This is a genomic window from Marivita sp. (assembly GCF_051859345.1).
GTDB lineage: Bacteria > Pseudomonadota > Alphaproteobacteria > Rhodobacterales > Rhodobacteraceae > Marivita.
The window spans coordinates 14,941-32,353 of the sequence record NZ_JBHYFV010000014.1; the positions used below are offsets into that span (position 1 = coordinate 14,941).

Genomic DNA, 17,413 nt, shown 5'->3' on the forward strand with positions numbered 1-17,413 from the left:
CGGGTCGGCGGGGGTTGGGTCCGTAGCCTTCCCCGTGTCGGTGGCGTTGACGCGCCACCGGCCCCTCACTCGGGCAGGTTGCTTTCGAGCGGGTATTTGAAGACCGACACGCCCAACCACATGATCAGGGCGCGCAAGGGTGGCGTGCCGCCGGCGCGCAGAGCGTCATGGAACTCGCCACCCGCGCGGATGCGGGTCCACTTATCGATGTGGATCAGGTGATCATGGATCAGCCCGGCCAAGCGGTAACGCGGATCATGCGGATCAAAGAGCCAGCGAAGCCCACGTGGAACTGACACGTCGAACACGCGCCCCGCCGGAATGATTAAACGGGTCTTTGAAAGGGGTGTTCCAAGGCCCCAGTCGATCGCAGCCGTGGTCCGGTACCGGATGCCACCGACGGGCTCCGACCAGGTCTCTGGGCGCTTGAAATCAACCACGTGTGGCAACCTTCAACTCGGCTGCATAATTGTCGTTCTGCGTGAAGGCCAGCATGACGTCAGCCAGAGCCAGCACGCGGTCCTGACCGGAAGAAACAAGCTCGTCCAGGTAATCCGACCAGAATGCCAGCCCCTCTGAGTCAGGCTCCCGATCAAGGCCATAGGTATAGAGCGTTCTGACGGCCTCGATCTCGGCGTCTGGGATCAGCTCCGGCTTGCTGATGACGACTTCATCCGTGCCGCCATCATCCGTGTAGCTGAACCGGACCGTGATCCGGGCCCCATCGTCCTGGTCGATCAGCGTGTAGACCTGCTTGTCGGCGCCTGGGATCGGTTCGCCATCGCGCATCCATTGAAATGTCCCTTTACGCCAATCAAAGCCGTCTCGATCGACAATGGCGTTAGGGCGCGCGGTCAGGACATTGCCGCTCTTGAGGATGCCCAGCGGGCCGGTTGGGGAGTGGTTCATCTGAACCTCTGTGTCAGCGTAAAGAAAGCGAAAGCGGCGCAGGCGAGAGCGACCAGCATCAGTCCCTTGTTTGCGGGTTTGCGCACGGTCTTTCCGGACAGCTTCTTGCGGATTTGGGCAGAGCTGTAGGTGAACTCATGCTCAAACATGCGCTCCGGCCGCCAGACCTGGTGGATACTGTCCACATAGCCTGCATCCTTCACCCAAAGCACGGCGTGCCCATTGCCGCGATCCGACAATACATGCTCGATCCGCGCGTCGCCCTTGGCCAGCATTACCCACATGATCGCCTCACTGTCTGCGATGCGCATCAGCAGTGTCAAAGCGAAGTCCTCGCAGTCGCCTTCAAACGGGCCTTCAAAGGGTCCGATCACCCAGCGGTCGCGCTTGTCGTCTGAGACGTATCGGAAGTCCTGCCTGATCCGGTAGAGTGCCTTATTCGGCGTCATGGTCTTTTACCTCTTGTGGCGTCCCGTCGATCACAGCCTGAGCCTGATCCCGTTCAGCTTCGTCTTGAGTGATAGCTGGGTTGTCGACCATTTCCACTCCGGTGATTTCGCCGGTATCTACGTCGCGTGTCTCGACCTCGATCTGTGCTGGCAGTGGCTCCACCGCAGGGCTGACCAGCACGCTTTCGGTGATCGGCTGACCCTGTTCGTCAAGCTCACCTGTCGGCTGATCCTCATAGATCGCTTCACGACCCGTAGACAGGCGCACACGAGCAAGACGGGCTGTGGCAGCCCGGTAGGCGTCCAAATCATCATTGAACGGCCTGTACGCACGCGCCGCTCTCAGCGTCGGGCCGATCTCTTGCAGCCACGCCTGATAGGCCAACTGCATGTCCGGATCGAGCGGCATCACGTCTCGCATCGCCTTGGGCCAGCGCAGGCGGTGAACGGACATGACGCGGTTGTTGAACTCTGCGTCGGACAGAGGCGGGAACCCTTTGTTCAATTCCAAGGCGTTCAGTAGATCGGTGTCGATGCTCATGATTTCACCTCTATGACTTGGATTTTGACCGCAGCGGGAACGTAGGGGTCCATGAACTGGACCTGCCCATCCCGGAAGCGCCAGATCGTCCCTTCAACGACGCTGTCGCCATCGACCATAACGAGGACCGGCACCCAGCCATCGGCCACGTCGAACAAGGTGGTGGATTCATCGCCGTCATGGTTGTTGCAGCGTATCCGTGAAACGGATGGGCGTTGCTCCAACGCTTCGACCCGAGCCGCAATGTCCGCGGGGTTAAGGGCTTCTCTGCTAATATCGGTCATGTCAGGCCACCACTTTCAGGCCACCGCGTTGTGCGACGGCGTTGCTGTCTACTGTTGCGTCGGTGCGCAGGATTTGGCCCCACTCGGTCATTTCCACCAAGCCGCCATCGGTCAGTACCAGATAGATGCGCCGGATCGGATCCCACGAGACCTTCCGCACCACCTTGTCGAGAAGCGTCGCCTGCGCATCGGGGTAGAACAGCGTGCGCTCGACGGCGTTCATGCGAGTAATTTGTTCGGCGGTAGCTGTTCGGTTGGCGATGCGGAGGCGGGCAAGTGAGCCAAGAAACTCAAACTGGCCGTCACCACGCGTCCCTATCCGCAAAACCTCGTTGGAGAACGCCATATTGCGAGCGACAATAGTTTCGCTGGCATCCAGGTCGCCATCGACGTAGAACTTGACCGTTTCACCAGCATCTTCGAGCGTGATGCAGAAGAAAACTGGTTTGCCTGTATTAACCACTTTCGTGCCAAGGGCGTTTGAGGTCGTCCCGCCCGAGCGCGTGGAAAACTGCAGAAACCCGTCAGCCTGCACAAAGACCAGCATATGCTCGTCACTTGTGTTCTGACCTTGTTCTACCCGGTGAAGTATATAGTCAGCCACCGAGGTCATTTTCAGCCAGCCCGCGATTGAAAGTTCATCGAGGCCAGTTGGGAGATCAGGATTGTACGGCTGCTCTAGGTAGTCATCCCCTGAGAAACCCGAATACCACACAACACCGTTCTCGCGGGTGCGCGTGACCGTGCCGTTCGGGACAATCCCCTTGCCTTTGTCGGAGCGGTCGGGGTCGGCGAGTTTGACGTTCAGATATTTAAACCGAGTAATTTGACCTGACACGGAAGAGCCAAGGATAACGGCTTGCACTGTTTGGCTTGTGGGCGAGGTGTACCAAAGACGAAGAATGCCACTATCGTCTGTCGTCGTTTCTTGCTTGAGGCTAACGAAACTGGGAGTCCCGTTCCCCACCCGCAAGCCTGCAAGGTTTCCGGGGTTTACGCTGTCTTGCTCAAACTCGGTTTCAAGGTAAACGGTTTGTCCCGCTGCAAGGCTGATCGAGATACCATCTCGAACGTTGCCTGACACTCCATCGCCCGTCAATACAGCGGAACCTCCGTCCGAAGCTTCATGCTCAATGGTGCCAGAGAGGACCCCTTCGAATGCGTCCACATCGTCCGCGAAGTCTTCTTCGACGTATGCGTTCCCCACCAGATCGGTATCGTCATCCTCACACAGCCCTGCAAAGACTGTGCCGTTGAGCATCATGCCGGTGTCATGCGTGTTCGCGATGTGGCGGGTCATGCCGCCCGTTTCGTCGTCGCCCTCGGGGAACATCAGGAAAGCCCCTCGCGCATTTCCGATGACAAATTGCCGTTCGGGACCGGCGCATATATCAGTCACGCGCCAAGATACGTTGCGCCCCTCGTCTGTGAAGGAAAGCGACGTATCCTTATTTCCGAAGCCCCAATCTATCTGTCCGTGACCCTGCGAAGGCGAAGCATTCCCCTCAAGATCGCGTAGCGTCTCCGAAGCGAAGAAATTGATAGTGGAAAACTGCCCGTTAGGGACAAAAGAATGAACGGCATAGAGGTTGCCAACATCATCAAAATTAACGTGGTAGAACTCATAACCTTCGGACGACGTTGAGGCCGCATAGCTGACCACCTCGCCAGTGTCCTTGATGATGGACAGGTATCCAGCGCCGTCAGGGTCGTGGGCAACGGCCACAGTAGGCACCTGCACACCGTTTTCGATCGGCGCATCCGTCAGAACATGTGTATCGAAATGGGCCACGGCGCTGGAAGGGGTCGACTTTGACGCGTCGATGGTAGTGAACCCTGCACCCGCGCCGTCACGCGTCCAGGGTTGTTCCTGTAGACCAAATACCACCCACCGAAACAGCCGTGATTGCGTGAAATCCCAACACAACAGGCCAGCGGTGGACACTGAGACATAGGCCCGACCATTGATGAACTTTGCGGCATTCATGTTGCCGGTACCCATATCGAGATCACACCACATCGGCGCGTTGGGCTTGTCGCCATTGCGCAGAATGAGGCGATGGCCCAGCAGCACACCGATAAAGGTTCGCGGCATTTCTGGCTGATCGGCCCGTGTGATCTGAGTAAAACCTGAGACTGCAGCCAACTTGAAGAACGCACCACCAGCCGACTCGAATATCACGCCTTCCTCAGTGATGGCGGGGTCTTGTGCTTGGCAGTACGCACGCGCTTGCGCTTCACTGGCAAACATCCCGATCTGTGGGCCGGTGTGAACTTCCTCGTTCGCCCATTCCATGCCCATCCCGAGACGGAGCCATTCAGGCACGCCACACGGTGCGACAAACACGTCAACGGGGTCTGTTCCGTAAGGCAGAGAAGCAACATAGGCTGCCGCTGCGTTCCCTGAGACTGCAAGGGCACTGTCGGCCCAGACCTTTGATGTTGCGGCACTTCCGGCTGCTTCGTTCTTATGGCCCTCAGTGGTGTCCCGGTATCCCTGCGTCGTGTCTCGGGCTTCCTCTGCGTCGGCCACCGAGGCGTCCAACGTGGCTTTCTTGACGTTCACAGCATCAGTCAGAGTGTTCATCGCCGCTGTGGCGACACCCATTTGCGTTGTGGCTTCTTCGATGCTCATAGGTTCTTCCTCACTCGAAAGCGTGTGCGTTTACGAAACGCGTTGATTGGTCCGCATATGCGGCTGTCATTTGGGCCAGGGGGATTGCGATAGAGGCGGCTGCGTCAGACGCTTCCTGTGCTTTGTCCGTCGCTGTCTGTGCATGCCCGCTGATGGTTAGTTCGAGGTCAACGATGGCGGCGCGGTCCTCATCGACGGCCGTCACGTGGCCCGCGATCGTTTGTTCAAGATCGGCGATGGTTTGGCGGTCCTGATCAACTGACTGGACGTGACCGGCGATCGTCTGTTCCAGACCAACGATGGCCTGTCGGTCCTCATCGACGGCCGTCACATGCTCGCCAATGGTCTGTTCCAGATCGACAATGGCAGCGCGGTCCTGATCGACCGACTGGACATGATCGGCAATGGTCTCTTCCAGCGAGACAATCGCTTGACGGTCTTCGTCCACCGCCGTGACATGCCCGGCAATCGTCTGTTCGATCTCCGTGTTGACTTCGGCATAGTGCCGCGTGGAGAACCCGCCGCCTTCCAGCTCCTGATCGCGCGGCGCATTGGCGGCAAGATAGGCCTCGGAGGCATAGCCCTGAGCGGCGAGCTCGGCGGCCTCTGCATCGCTTAGCGGCGGCGTCGGCTGCGTATTCATGATGTCGGCAAAGTTCGCGGCTGCGACGTCCTGGACAACGATCTGGACAGCCGCGCGTGAACCGCCTTCGGTTTTCGCGGTGTAGGTGCCAGGCAACAGCGCGACCGAGAAATCGCCCGAGGCGTCGGTTGTGACGGTGACCGGTCCAGGGATCGCGGCGCTGCTGTCCACTTTGGAGATCGACCGAAGTTGCGGGCCGAAGGTAAGGATCAGACCGGCTTTGGGCTGGGCTTGCAGGTCAATCACATTGCCTGTGACGGTGCAGGTCATGGCGTGTCTCCGGGTGTTGAAATGGCGTTTAAGGCGGTGTTGAACGCTCCGACGGCCGCGTCGATCTCGGCGCGGGTGGTAGCTGAATTGATTGCGAATACGGTGCTGTCGCGCAGGATCTCCGTCTGGTTCAAAACCGGGGTCCATTCGTTGTTCGTGTCGAGCCAGAGCTGCGCCAGATCAGCGGCCGACATACCCCGCGCAACGGTCAGCTCTTTCAGCAGCGGAAAGGCGTCCAGCGTGGCCGGTGGTGGCGTCAATGCCAAATAGGCCTCAGCCTCTGCGCGCTTGTTGAGGTAGGCTTGCGCCTGGAATGCTGTTTCGGTGGCGAAGGCGCGTCGAAGCTTACCGATTAGTCGGTTCACTTCAAACGCCGCCGTGGCCTTGTCGGCGTCGATTTCTGAAGCAGCTTTCTGATCGGCTTGCGTTTGTGTCAGGGACACAAGCTCACCATCAACAACGCGATACTTCGCCAGGTTCTCAGGCAGCTCTTCGACTGTGATCACCCCGAGTTCTTCCGGAAGAGAACTTTCTGATCCGCTGTCCTGCTTGAACCCAATGGGGTCTCCGGACGCCTTTTCGTAGATGACCTGCATCACCGCCATTTGAATGAAACTCCAAGAAATGCCTTGCGAAGCTGCACTGTCGACTCGCCGTACCAATTCGCGGTCACGTTGTATTCGTTCGCGGTTGGAGACATCCAAGACTGTGTTGTGACCTGATCGGTCACGAAGAGTGTCGGATAATCGACCGTCGCCGCCATGCCGGATCTGTTCAGCAGGTCGGTTGTGCTGATGAGGCTGCTGTCGCCTGACCGGGTGATCTTGATGCCCCAATCGCCAGACCCGCTGTAACCTTGATCCAGGCCCAATGTGATCAGGATGTCTACGGTTTCGCCCGGGGGCAGGTCGAGCGAGACAAGTCCTGCAAGCTTGGCTGACGCTAAACCGGTTCCCCACACTGCCACACTTCTTCCGCCGCGACCGACATACCCTGTTGCATTCAGAGCAAGGTAGGGCGTCGACACACCGCCGGTTGTGATGCTTAGCTGACCGCTATTGTTCTGAAGTCGTAGCCCATCCAGAACGAGCGCATTTGCGAACACGGTTTCATCAATGATCACCGATCCTTTGAACCGCTTGACGATCTGGGTCCATGCGCCACCGCTGCGTCGCCAGGTGATCTGGTCGGACGGGTTTGCCAAAGTGCCCGTGTAGAACGTGGCGGTGTCCATTTCGACAGGGGTTCCGACCGCACTGATGAACCTGGTGTTTACTTCTCCTGCCGTGTCCGCCTGAAGGATCGATGACACCGGGATGAAGTATTCACCCGGCCCACGCGGACCGGGCGATCCGGGTGCCCCAGGTGGCCCTTCATCTCCGGTGACGCCCTTTCGTGCCTTGGTCAGCGTAAAGCGCTTGGTGATCGACGAGAAGCCGGAGCGGCTGGCCGTGATGTCCACGTGACCTGCATCGACGTTCAGGTCAGTGACCGTGATCCGGTTGCCGCTGAGCGAGGAGCTCACACCCGTTCCGTTCACGCGGGAGATCGTCCAGTTCGAGGTGTCTAGCTGGGCCCCGACATAGACCTGCACATCCGTGAAAGCTCCAGCGAGGTCCTCGCCCGAACCATCCGGCGCGGCCGGCACAGTGTGCGCCTCGTTGGTCAGGATCATCGCCACGCCCTTTTCGCCTGGCACTAGGCCGATGACCGTGACGCGATCGGAGGCGACCACCGGTTCCGTCGCGCCTCCGTCGCGCATCTCGACACGGACCACGTCGGGCATATTGGCCGCGCTGGCCTTGGGCGTGTAGGTGAAGGTCGCGGTGGTCGAGGGCGCGCCCTGGCTCACATCATCAACGAAAAACTCATAGTAAGGCGTGCCGCCTGCGCCACGTGGCGTCGCGGTGAAGACGGTGCTGGTGGGCGCAGGGCTGGCCCCGGCCGCGTTGTAGGTGAAGACCTGCACACCCGTGGTGAGCTGCACAATTCGAACACCATCAGAGACGGCAGGCGCAATCTCCGTAATCCATGAGGTCCAGCCTGTTTCGCGCACGCGGCTGATGGCCTTGCCCCGCGCGTCATAGGATGAACCAGGAATGTAGGAGCCGGGCAAGAACGCCTGACCTGCGGAGACATCGGCGATGTCACCCGTCAGGACGAGCTCCTCGCTGCTGTTGAGACGCAGCTCGTAGGAGATGCCATCCACCGTGTCCTCGATGGCGGCAGCGGTCCAGATCAGCTTGAATGTGATGCGACGGTTGCCGTTGCCGTCATCGACGGTGACCGGCACGATATCAAAGCCCGGAACGCCGGCATCGGGACGCGCGATGGTGCCTGTCGCGGTGGGCAGGCCGGGTAATTCCAACCCCGGCACGATCGGGAAATCGCTCGGGTCGCGCTCGCGGATCGAGCGCACCGTGTTGAAGGTCAGCAGGTCATAAGCCGTCTCCGATATCTCGAAGAGCTTGTTGGAATAACCCTCTGCCACGCTCGTCCAGGCGAAGGTGTTGAGCGTGTCCATGAAGAACAGATCGGGGGGGAGCGTGCCTTTGTGGCGGCGGAACCGACGGCCGTCATTGATCGCGGCGTTCAGGACCTGCTTGGCCTGCGCGGTGTTGTGGACCACGGGCAGTTGCAGATCGAACAGGCGGCGGGTGCCGTCCTGCGTTTCCCAGGTGGGATTGGTGATCGTGTGAGCGGCGCTTGCGTTCCAAAGCTGCGCGGGATCGGGATGGGTGACGCTGCCGCCATTGAACGTGCCGTCCAGACCCGGAAACGGATCGAGCTCGGAAGGATCGGAGACCGAGAAATCATCGTCGGTAAGCGACACGATGGCGGTCTCGGGCGCATCGACCTGGACGCGGTAGACGCCGCCCAACTCGGTGATCTGCCCGTTGCAGCCTGCCAGCAGCTGATCGATGATGTCGCGCGGCTCGTCGGTCCAGCGCGCCTCGATCCCACCGGTGTACTTCGCGCGGCCGTCCACATCGATGTCGCAGGCGTTCATTGCCGCGACCCAGTTGGCCATCGGCAGGTCTTCGTGCTCACAATCGCCGCCCCAGACACCGCCGCCGGGTGCGTCGATCCCGCGCAGGATGTTGTAGACCAGGACAATCAGGTTCTCGGTCTGCTCCCATGTGTCAGGATCGTCATAGCGATGCGATCCGGAGCCGCCGACACTCGTGTCCTTGCGCGGATCGTAGCAGGGTGGCCCGAGCATCTCGTAGCTCTTTTCCGGCTGTCCACGCGGGAACCGCTTGCGGTCGAAATAGTAGCTCTCGACGGTGTGGCATATCCCGAGCAACTTGTGATCCGTTGTCCAGCGCCGGTCATCGCTGGCAAAGAACGACACAAGCATCGCGTCCGCCGTGGTGTGCGTGCCATCGTAATACTTGATCCAGGCGCGGTGGCTGTCGCTGTCCTTGTTCTTGGAGACGACGATGTTGCCTAGCTGAGCACGCGGATCTTCACTGTCAAAATTGTCATCGAGATAATCGTCGCCGATTTCGGAATATTCGCCGTCGATGATCAGCCGTTCCAGGGTGGCCCCCGGCAGATCGCACAGCTCGATCACCTCGTGATAGAACTTGGAATTGTCGCCCCGGCTGTTGTGATAGGTCTGGTGGCCCTTCACTGCCGCGCGGCCCAGCACAAAGCTGCCCGGCTCGGACCCGCCACGCCCCTTGAACTGGTTCTGAAGGCCCGGCTGTTTCGGCTTCTTGCGCAAGCGCTGCGCGATGAGGCTCAGACCCGAACTCAGCGCGACCTGTGCGACGATCGCACCGATCTTGGTGGCAAGGAACGCCTTGCCGGCAGCAAGCAGACCCGAGAGCGGATCGGCCGAGGCGGGCTCGGCAAAGATCAGCAGCGTCGCAAGGCTGAGAAGCAGAAGCCGGATCATGGGCGGTAGACCTCCCATGCGCGGTCCATCGCCACGACATCAAGGCCAGCAACCGGAGAGACGACATGGATGATCCCGCCGGAACCCACGATCCCGAAACACAAGCTGCGGTCCTTGATCAGCGCCACGTCGCCCGGTTGTGCGAACACCCAGCCGCCGACCGACGTCAGTTCGCGACCCGCCAGATCGCGCAAGCTGCGGATACCTTCCGCCTTCAAGAGCGCGCGCCCCTCGGGCAGGGTCCGGTACCGGCCGATCCAGCGCTCCATGAACTGTGTGCCGCGCAGCGTGTCGACCCAGCCTGCAACAAACAGCGCACAGTCGAACTGGCCGGGGTCGATCGAGAACCCACGCGCCACGTTCAAATAGCCGTTCAATGCCACCACGCGGTCCATCAATCTTCCCCCCACGGGACAACCCAGTCCGGGGCCACGCCGATATGCTCACGCCCCAAATCACCCGCAGAGCGGCGCTCCAGCGCATCCTGAGAACGATAGATCGGCAAGCTCAGCGTCAGACGGCGCGCGTTGGACGCCATCTTCAGGGGAGCCTTGGAGGACGCGGTGCGTTTTGCACCCACCGTCCTCGGGGCCTCCTGCACCGTGCCTTTCACGAAACGGATCGGTGCGGCCAAGGGCTCCATCGTGTCGATGTCCAGGGCGACCGAATAGACCCGCACCGGCGCGAGATGGGCGTCGTATTGATCCAGTATCAGCCGCACCTCATCGGTGAATGGCGGCAGCGTGATCGAGTGGTACATCACGTCCAGACCAGTGACGCTGCGGATCGGCGACAGGCCCAGCACGTTGCCCGCGCCGTAGAACGTGCGTGTCTCACCCTCGACATCGAACTCGCGGTGATCGTCCAGGTTGGACAGACCGAGCTCTTCGCGCAGGCCGGTCGCGCGGTTGCGCGGTTCGATCCAGAACAGCACGCGCGGCTCGACGCCACGACGCTGTGCGAATTGCGACTGGATGAGGGTGTCGATCGTGGGCATGTGATCAGGCCCTCAGCACTTGGATGAAGCTGAAGGACCCGGCCTCGCTGACAACCGCACGGCCTGCGCCATAAGACGCCTCGGGAAACTTTGCCTTCATCGGCGGGCGCACCAACGCAGCGGATGCGCCGGCGCTGACGCCCTGGCGGATGAACGGCGTCACCTCGAGCGACGGCGACACCCCCGATCCGTTTGCGCTCCCACCGGTCACGATCCGGTGCACCGCGTAGCGCGTGGGGCTGGCGCCATAGGTCCAGCCGATCAGATCGCCGGGTGTCAGCACATAGCCCGCTGGCAGGCCGCTCAGGGTCAGCTCGCGGTTGTTGGCGTTCAGCGTGGCGATCTGCGGACTGCTCCCCGCGATCAGCAGGCCACCCGGATCAGCTGCCGGAAACGGCTTGCGCGGATCGTAAAGCAGGAACGACGCGCCGACCTCCTCGAGCAGCGACAGGGTGGCGTCGAGACCGGCAATGGTGTCATGCACATCGATGTCGAGTGTCACTTCGCCCTGCCATAGCCGCTGGCCCCGGCCGGCCGCGATCAGCTCACCCCCGCCAAGTTCGGTAAAGGCGCGGTTGTCACCGGGTTTCATGGCGAAACGCCGGATCGGCAAAAGATCGAAGAACTGCGCGGTGGACAGAGGAAAACTCAGGGCCATCAGCCACGCCTCCCCGGATCAAGGCTGATCCGTTCCATGTCGCCGGGCAGCCCCTGCGAGCGGTATTCGTTCATGCCTTCGGCAAACACACCCTGCGACGCCTCGATCACGCGGGCCTCGAAAAGCTCGGACGGCATGATCTGCACCACCATGCGGCCCATGCCGCCGCCAAACCCACCGGATTGCGCAGCTGGCATCGCGACGGGCATGGGCATGCCGCCATTTGCAAAGCCCTCGCGGCTGACCAGCCCGCCACCATTGATGTATTCCAGGAGTGCGCGGTTCTGCGCCGTCGACTGCGCGTTGACGATGAATTCGCCGGGGCTGACCCGGACGTGCTTGCGATCGTCGCGCGGCCCGCCTGGGCCGTACTGCATGCCGCCATCAGCGTTGCCAGGGACATCTGCGCCGGGAAACAACGCCCCGCCGATGATGCCCAGCAATCCGCCACTGTCACCCATGCCGAAGAGCCCGGCCAGCGGCCCTTCGCCCAGCAGCGCCGATTGCAGTGCCGCCTGCGCCAAGGCATCGGCCAGGTTGGCAATCACGTCCGCGCCCCGCTCACCGCGCAGGATCAAACCTTCGAGCGCGTCATAGGTGCTGTCCTTGAAGAACTCGGACTGTTCCGTCGCCCGCTCGATCGCCGCCTCCTCGGCGATCCGCGTGGCGATCAGCTGCTCGACCGATTGCTTCTCGGCATCCGTCGCCGCCTTCAGCGTCTCTCGGTTGCGGATCATCTCCTTCTGGACGGGATCGGTTTCGCGAAGGATGTCGCGCTGCTCCGTGAGCGACCGGACAAGGTCCTCGACGGCGTCCCGTTCGCGTTCGGCTTCGCTGGCACCGCCACGCCCGCCGCGTCGGCCGCCACCGGTGCGCGTCGGGCGAAGCAAATCATCGGCCGCCTTGACCACATCGGGTGAGGGAACGAACTGACCGCCCAACCGGTTTTCACTGTCGAATTGACGAGGATCGCCTCCTCGACCGGAATAACGGTCAGTGGTGCGGGCATATTGGAGCGCGACCGCTTGTGCGTATGCAATGCCAAGATTTTGGGCGAGAAGTGCCGCGTCTTGTGCAGCTGCGCTGATAGGCGAGGCGAGGTCCACCCCAGCCAACGCCATGGCTTCGATGGTCGAGGCCTTGATGCCGTCCTTCAGCAGAGCCACGATGTTCTCTGTTTCGGCGGCTTCCTGACCAACATCACGCATCTGCTCGCCCAGCAACCGCTCTTGGTCGGCAAGTTCACCTGTAGCCGCGACCAGGCGCTCGCGTGCGGTCTGTTGCCAGCGAAGTGCTTGCAGCTGTTCCATCAGATCGGCGAGGTTCGTGCGCTGCTCTGCCAGTGCAGCGACAGCGTGCATATTGTTGATGTCCTGAGTGTCGCCGATCTCTTCCTCAAGAATGAGGATTTCACGGCGCGCAGCTGCAATACCGTCCATCAACGTCAACTCTTCGGCACTGACACCGAGCCGCATTCTTCGCAATTCTTCGTTCAGACTTTTTTGGCGCTCATCGACGGCCTCGATCCTCTTTCCGAGTTCGTCGGCTTTCTCCCCGGCACTGGCGGCACCGATCCCCCACTGAGCCAGCGCTGCCGCACCGGCGATCACGCCGATCGTCAGAAGATTTGCCGGGCTGATTACGCTCAGGAACGCCTGCTTGAGCATGCCTACGCGCGCAGCGGCCCCGGCATTGCCGAAGACCTGTGTGATCTGGGTGCCTTGCTGGATGGCAAGCTGCAGTGGGTTCTGACCCGCCGCGAGCATCACGCCGATGTCGTTGAACTGCGCCCCGAGGTTCGCGACCGATCCGGCGGCAAGCGTGGTTTCGCCCTTGAGTTTGCCCATGCCGCCAGCGGCACCTTTGCCGCTGAAGCTGAACTTGTCGGCCCCGCGCGCAGCTTTCTCGAGTGCGTCGTCCACGCCCTTGATCTCGACGCGGGCGGCTTTCCCGTCGATCTCGATCTCGCCGTAGACCTTGAACGTCATCTTGAAAGCTTCCTTATCGTGGCGTCGATCGCGCCGCGCTCAACACATTGCAGCTGCGCCCAAAGTTCGGGTGTGATCTCGAACCCGGCCATTTCCAGCCCATCCCGGACGCCGCCGTATTCCAGACCGCAGGTGCCTCCGAACGCACCCGGAAACCGGAACAACGACTGGATGCGCAGGAACGCCCGGACCGCTTCGGCATTCTCGGGCCAGACGCCGGTCTCCGGCTCCCGCCAGGGAATGCCCCAAAGCTCCGCGTCACGAGCAGCGCCCCGCTTGGGACCGTCTGGGTCATGGGCGAGCGATCCATCTGTCCAGGCACCGCCCGCCCATTTCAGTTTCCCAGGCGCGCTGGGACCATGCCTTTCGTGTAACCGGCCAAGAGCGGATTTCGCGCGTACATGAGCCCGATCACGTCCTCGAGCACCTTGTCATTGAAGGCGAGCGGATTGTCGTCAGCATCGACCAGGTCATCGAGGTGCTTGATGCAGGCGCGCAGGAAGTCCTTCTGTCCGTCCAGCGTGTTCATGTTAAACATGCCGATTTCTTCGTCGTTGAGCACCTTGTAGGTGCATTTGAGTGTTTGGTTTTCATGGCCGCCGTCCGCCGGTACCGGAATGGTCACGACCGAGGTGAATGTGTGGTCCTTGGCGATCTTGAACATGGGAGCGGTCCTCTGGATCAGGTGAGTGTGAGGGTGAACTGGTCGTTGCCGGCATCAGGACGCGGCTTGCCGCGCAGGGGCCATTCCATGATGCCTTGCGCCTCGGCCAGACCGGACGGGCGCTGGATCTGCATTGTCGGCACCTCGATCGTCGCGATCTTGCCTGCCTCGGTGCCGTGTGTGATTACCAGCTCGACCTGCGTCTTGGCCTTCGCCAGGGCGTAAGGGTTCAAGGTGGACAGCGGCACGGCGACCATCTGGAAATCGAGCATTTCGGCACGGTCGACGATGATCACGCGCTCGTCGCCGATCAGGAACCGGCCCTGCACATCGTTGCCGGCATCGAGCTTGAAGTTGCGCAGAACGTAATCGTCGCCATCGATCGTGAACGTCGGTGTCGTCGCGTTGGAGACCTCTGTCGGGTCCTGGTAGCCGTCATAGTTCGGCGTGGGCGGAGTGCCCTCTGCCGGCAGGGTGAACAGGCTGGTAAACTCGAACTCGAGATACGGGATGCCCGAGGCGTTCAGGATGATGGCGACATTCCCGCGCGCACCCTTCATGACGTAGCGGGTGCTGCCGATGAAGAGGTAGAGCGAGATGCTTTCGTGGCTCGCCGTGATCGGATTGTAGGTCACGGACGTGGCGGCCGAGACGGTTTCTGCAAAGGCGCAGGCGCGGATCAATGCCGCCCAGGCTGGAGCCGTGCCGGCCGTTCCCGATCCCTGCAGCTCGACCCGGAACTTGATCTTGGAGTGCAGATCGACGGCGATCGTTCCGTCATTGCCCAGGTACGGCTTGTCGAGATTGCGCTCGAGGTCCTGACCTTCCATCGGCGACAGTTCGACGGCAGTTGCCAGAACGGCGTCCCCACCGCCCGGCGTGCTGTCGGTACCGTAGGTGCCCTCGATCTTGGCGACGAGAAGCTTCTCTGCCCAGCGGATGGTCATGTCGACGTCTCCTCGTTCGGAGTTTCAGGCGGGGTTTCAACGGGGGCTTCAACAGGCTGCTCAGCCCCAGCGCGCAGCCGTTCTTTCGTTGGCTTCGGCTTGACCCGGAGAGTGCCATTGGCGTTGCGAATGTAGCTGCCGCCACCGGAGGGCAGCTTGGGACGTTTCTTGGTCATGTGAACCTCAATTGGTCGGAAATGGTCAGGTCGATCTGCTGGGACAGGATGCCGTCGCGAAAATCGTTCACGGACGCTCCGGCAAGCTGGAACACTCCGATTTCGTTGCCCGGCCGCCATCCGCAAAAAGCCTTCAGGATGTCGCTCGCCATCTCTTCGAGATCATCGACGAGGCGCGCACCTTCGGGATCCGTGGTGCGGTAGAAGACGACGATCTTGATCCCGCGCGCGATGGGCTGGCGAAAATCACCAACGGCGACCTGCGGATCGCCGCGACGGGCGATGCCGCCATAGAGAACGTAGGCAAATGCGGGTGCCTGCGGCAGCGATCCGCCGCGCAGAAGCGCCGTGTAGTCGGCAGCGCCGCGCACCCGGCCTGTCAGGGCAGGCACTTCGGCGGCAAGGCGCGTTATGGACGGTTTCACGATCATCAGATGAAGCTCTTGAGATTATCTTCGGTCATCGGACGTTCGCGGTCGGTGACACGCGCGCCTCCGGCACCGGTGCCGGCTGGCTCTATGCCCGTCGCACCGGGCAGGCGCAGTTTGCCGTCCGAGATTTGCAACAGCTTCTTCTGGGCGGCTTCGTAGTCGGCCTTGATCTTGCCCGAAGGCTCGTTTGTGTGCAGCCGCCAGACAGCCAGCGCACAGGTAAGGTCCGTGACCAGACGCGGCACCTCCGAAAGCGGCAGAACATAGCGCGCGGCCATGTATCCATCGATCTCGGCCGAGGCATGATCGAGTGCCTGGTCAAGCGTGTTGTCATCGATCAGGCCGGTTGCCACGTCGCCACGATCCGTCAGGTCCACGAGAAGGCGCTCCCCGTAGGCGTCCATCATGTCAGTCCGTGTTGCGTAGGCCATGGTTCTCGTCCTTCAAGTTTGAGGTCCCGGTGGCGTGTGTCAGACCACCGGGACCATCCCCTTGCTCCCGAGGGGCATAGCGGCGAGCAGCCGTCCGCTATTCGGTGTCTGGATCGGCAATCACACCCGCTGCGATCAGACCGGGCAGTTCCGTGTTGATATCCAGTTCGATCGGATCACCGGGCTTGTAGAGTTTGCCGCTGTGCCGGACCGGGTCGATCACTTCAAAGATGTCCATCTCAGGCTCAGGCATAGCCTTGCGCTTCGCTTTGGGCTTGGTGGCGGCGGGCACGGCAGGATTGCCGGTCACCTGGGGGGATGTCTGTTCACCCGCCGCCGGTGCATTGGCCGCACCGCTGCCATTTTGTGCGGCCTTTGCCTCTTCGATCCGCGCCTTGAGCTTTTCGTCGCCGATATTGCCGGGGACCTTGAGGTCCAGCTCATCGGCCTCCTTCTCAAGTGCGGCGCGTTCGGGGGTTTTGTCAGTCATTGCTCAACCCCCTCAGGACACGACGTTCTGGAGGTAATAGCCAACGTCCTTGGCGACGATCAGCTCCTTGACCTGCTCGCCGTTGCGGACGCGAACACCGCCTTTGAGGCCGACATCCGGATCGTCGATGCGGCCGACGATCTTGGAGCCGAGCTGCGCGGTGTAGCCGAAGGTCACGACGCCGGGCTGGGTGGTGGCCTGCGGGTTGATGTGCAGCATGGCGATGTGGTTGCCCCACGCGTGCTGGAGGCTCACTGCCTGACCGGGCTTTGCGGAGTTGTACTGCGCCTCGCCGATCAGGATGCGCTTGAGGCCTTCACCGGAGAAGAGATCGACCACCTGCTGGATTGTGACAATGCCGTCGGTGGTGTTGCCACCACGCACGGCGTTGACGATCTTGGGATGCGAGCTGAGCTTCGACCAGGCATACCGGTTCATCACCCAGGTGTTGGGCCGGTAGATCAGCGTGCTGTTCATCGCATCCTTGAGGACGGTGATCGGATCGCTGGCGTCATAATCACTGAACTGATCGGTACCCGACAGCGTTGTGCGCATCGAAGCGTTGTAGGTTGCGAGGTTGTGAACCAGCTGCGCGACCCGCAATTCGCGAATGTTCATGATGGTTTCCTGCAGCATCATCACGCCTTCCTTTTCCGGATCGGCGTTCGACAGCTTGGCCGCACGCTGGGCGCGCGCCTCGTCGATGTCCGAATAAGGGATCGGGAATTCGAGGCCGTAGTCATCGACACTGTCGGTCTTTTCGATGCTGTTGAATTCCATCTGCTGGACACGACCGCGACGACCGACCTTGGCGTCGGGCATCTGGAATGCCTCGCCAATCGGGTATTCGTGCCACTTGAACTTCTCGCTGCCCACAGTGACACGCGGCATGACAAGATCGGCAATACGGAAGGCTTCGGGGTTGCGGTAGGCGATGGCAACGGCAGAAAGCGTTGCGCTGACCACAAAGGGGCGGTTTCCGGACATGGGTTTGGT

At 61.3% G+C, this 17,413-nt stretch carries 21 protein-coding genes; all 21 read right to left on the reverse strand.

Annotated features, from left to right (window positions below; genetic code table 11):
- Nucleotides 1–65: 65 nt before the first annotated feature.
- The gene (locus ACTIEN_RS10885; protein ID WP_439523158.1) at nt 66–440 is read right to left on the reverse strand and encodes a DUF1353 domain-containing protein; all 375 of its coding nucleotides are present in this window, start codon (nt 438–440) and stop codon (nt 66–68) included.
- Complete coding sequence (locus ACTIEN_RS10890) at nt 433–909, reverse strand: hypothetical protein (RefSeq protein WP_439523159.1); 477 nt, start codon at nt 907–909, stop codon at nt 433–435. The genes ACTIEN_RS10885 and ACTIEN_RS10890 overlap by 8 nt, the downstream gene beginning before the upstream one ends.
- Complete coding sequence (locus ACTIEN_RS10895) at nt 906–1,358, reverse strand: hypothetical protein (protein WP_439523160.1); 453 nt, start codon at nt 1,356–1,358, stop codon at nt 906–908. Before ACTIEN_RS10895 ends, ACTIEN_RS10890 begins: the two co-directional genes overlap by 4 nt.
- Nucleotides 1,345–1,899, reverse strand: a complete 555-nt coding sequence (locus tag ACTIEN_RS10900; protein WP_439523161.1) for a hypothetical protein — start codon at nt 1,897–1,899, stop codon at nt 1,345–1,347. Before ACTIEN_RS10900 ends, ACTIEN_RS10895 begins: the two co-directional genes overlap by 14 nt.
- Nucleotides 1,896–2,183 carry a hypothetical protein gene (locus tag ACTIEN_RS10905; protein ID WP_439523162.1) on the reverse strand — a complete coding sequence of 96 codons (288 nt, stop codon included), beginning with the start codon at nt 2,181–2,183 and terminating at the stop codon, nt 1,896–1,898. Before ACTIEN_RS10905 ends, ACTIEN_RS10900 begins: the two co-directional genes overlap by 4 nt.
- 1 nt (nt 2,184) lies before the next feature.
- Nucleotides 2,185–4,818, reverse strand: a complete 2,634-nt coding sequence (locus ACTIEN_RS10910) for a LamG domain-containing protein (protein WP_439523163.1) — start codon at nt 4,816–4,818, stop codon at nt 2,185–2,187.
- A 10-nt stretch (nt 4,819–4,828) separates the two neighbouring features.
- Nucleotides 4,829–5,731 (reverse strand): hypothetical protein, encoded by a 903-nt coding sequence (locus tag ACTIEN_RS10915; RefSeq protein ID WP_439523164.1) that lies wholly within the window; start codon nt 5,729–5,731, stop codon nt 4,829–4,831.
- The gene (locus ACTIEN_RS10920) at nt 5,728–6,336 is read right to left on the reverse strand and encodes a hypothetical protein (protein ID WP_439523165.1); all 609 of its coding nucleotides are present in this window, start codon (nt 6,334–6,336) and stop codon (nt 5,728–5,730) included. The genes ACTIEN_RS10915 and ACTIEN_RS10920 overlap by 4 nt, the downstream gene beginning before the upstream one ends.
- The gene (locus tag ACTIEN_RS10925) at nt 6,327–9,635 is read right to left on the reverse strand and encodes a hypothetical protein (RefSeq protein WP_439523166.1); all 3,309 of its coding nucleotides are present in this window, start codon (nt 9,633–9,635) and stop codon (nt 6,327–6,329) included. Before ACTIEN_RS10925 ends, ACTIEN_RS10920 begins: the two co-directional genes overlap by 10 nt.
- The gene (locus ACTIEN_RS10930; RefSeq protein WP_439523167.1) at nt 9,632–10,030 is read right to left on the reverse strand and encodes a DUF6950 family protein; all 399 of its coding nucleotides are present in this window, start codon (nt 10,028–10,030) and stop codon (nt 9,632–9,634) included. The genes ACTIEN_RS10925 and ACTIEN_RS10930 overlap by 4 nt, the downstream gene beginning before the upstream one ends.
- The gene (locus ACTIEN_RS10935; RefSeq protein WP_439523168.1) at nt 10,030–10,632 is read right to left on the reverse strand and encodes a hypothetical protein; all 603 of its coding nucleotides are present in this window, start codon (nt 10,630–10,632) and stop codon (nt 10,030–10,032) included. Before ACTIEN_RS10935 ends, ACTIEN_RS10930 begins: the two co-directional genes overlap by 1 nt.
- Nucleotides 10,633–10,636: 4 nt before the next feature.
- Entirely contained in the window at nt 10,637–11,290 is a 654-nt protein-coding gene (locus ACTIEN_RS10940; protein ID WP_439523169.1) for a hypothetical protein, read from the reverse strand.
- Nucleotides 11,290–13,278 carry a phage tail length tape measure family protein gene (locus ACTIEN_RS10945; RefSeq protein WP_439523170.1) on the reverse strand — a complete coding sequence of 663 codons (1,989 nt, stop codon included), beginning with the start codon at nt 13,276–13,278 and terminating at the stop codon, nt 11,290–11,292. The genes ACTIEN_RS10940 and ACTIEN_RS10945 overlap by 1 nt, the downstream gene beginning before the upstream one ends.
- The gene (locus tag ACTIEN_RS10950) at nt 13,275–13,616 is read right to left on the reverse strand and encodes a DUF1799 domain-containing protein (RefSeq protein ID WP_439523264.1); all 342 of its coding nucleotides are present in this window, start codon (nt 13,614–13,616) and stop codon (nt 13,275–13,277) included. The genes ACTIEN_RS10945 and ACTIEN_RS10950 overlap by 4 nt, the downstream gene beginning before the upstream one ends.
- Nucleotides 13,613–13,942, reverse strand: coding sequence for a hypothetical protein (locus ACTIEN_RS10955; protein ID WP_439523171.1), 330 nt, complete (start codon nt 13,940–13,942; stop codon nt 13,613–13,615). Before ACTIEN_RS10955 ends, ACTIEN_RS10950 begins: the two co-directional genes overlap by 4 nt.
- A 17-nt stretch (nt 13,943–13,959) precedes the next feature.
- Complete coding sequence (locus ACTIEN_RS10960; protein ID WP_439523172.1) at nt 13,960–14,889, reverse strand: phage tail tube protein; 930 nt, start codon at nt 14,887–14,889, stop codon at nt 13,960–13,962.
- Nucleotides 14,886–15,065 (reverse strand): hypothetical protein, encoded by a 180-nt coding sequence (locus ACTIEN_RS10965; RefSeq protein WP_439523173.1) that lies wholly within the window; start codon nt 15,063–15,065, stop codon nt 14,886–14,888. The genes ACTIEN_RS10960 and ACTIEN_RS10965 overlap by 4 nt, the downstream gene beginning before the upstream one ends.
- The gene (locus tag ACTIEN_RS10970) at nt 15,062–15,496 is read right to left on the reverse strand and encodes a phage tail terminator protein (protein ID WP_439523174.1); all 435 of its coding nucleotides are present in this window, start codon (nt 15,494–15,496) and stop codon (nt 15,062–15,064) included. Before ACTIEN_RS10970 ends, ACTIEN_RS10965 begins: the two co-directional genes overlap by 4 nt.
- A complete protein-coding gene (locus ACTIEN_RS10975; protein ID WP_439523175.1) occupies nt 15,496–15,927 on the reverse strand; it encodes a gp436 family protein in 432 nt (143 codons plus the stop codon). Before ACTIEN_RS10975 ends, ACTIEN_RS10970 begins: the two co-directional genes overlap by 1 nt.
- A gap of 97 nt (nt 15,928–16,024) precedes the next feature.
- On the reverse strand, nt 16,025–16,417 hold the full coding sequence (locus ACTIEN_RS10980; RefSeq protein WP_439523176.1) for a hypothetical protein: 393 nt from the start codon (nt 16,415–16,417) through the stop codon (nt 16,025–16,027).
- 12 nt (nt 16,418–16,429) lie between these two features.
- Entirely contained in the window at nt 16,430–17,404 is a 975-nt protein-coding gene (locus ACTIEN_RS10985; RefSeq protein ID WP_439523177.1) for a capsid protein, read from the reverse strand.
- Nucleotides 17,405–17,413: the final 9 nt, after the last annotated feature.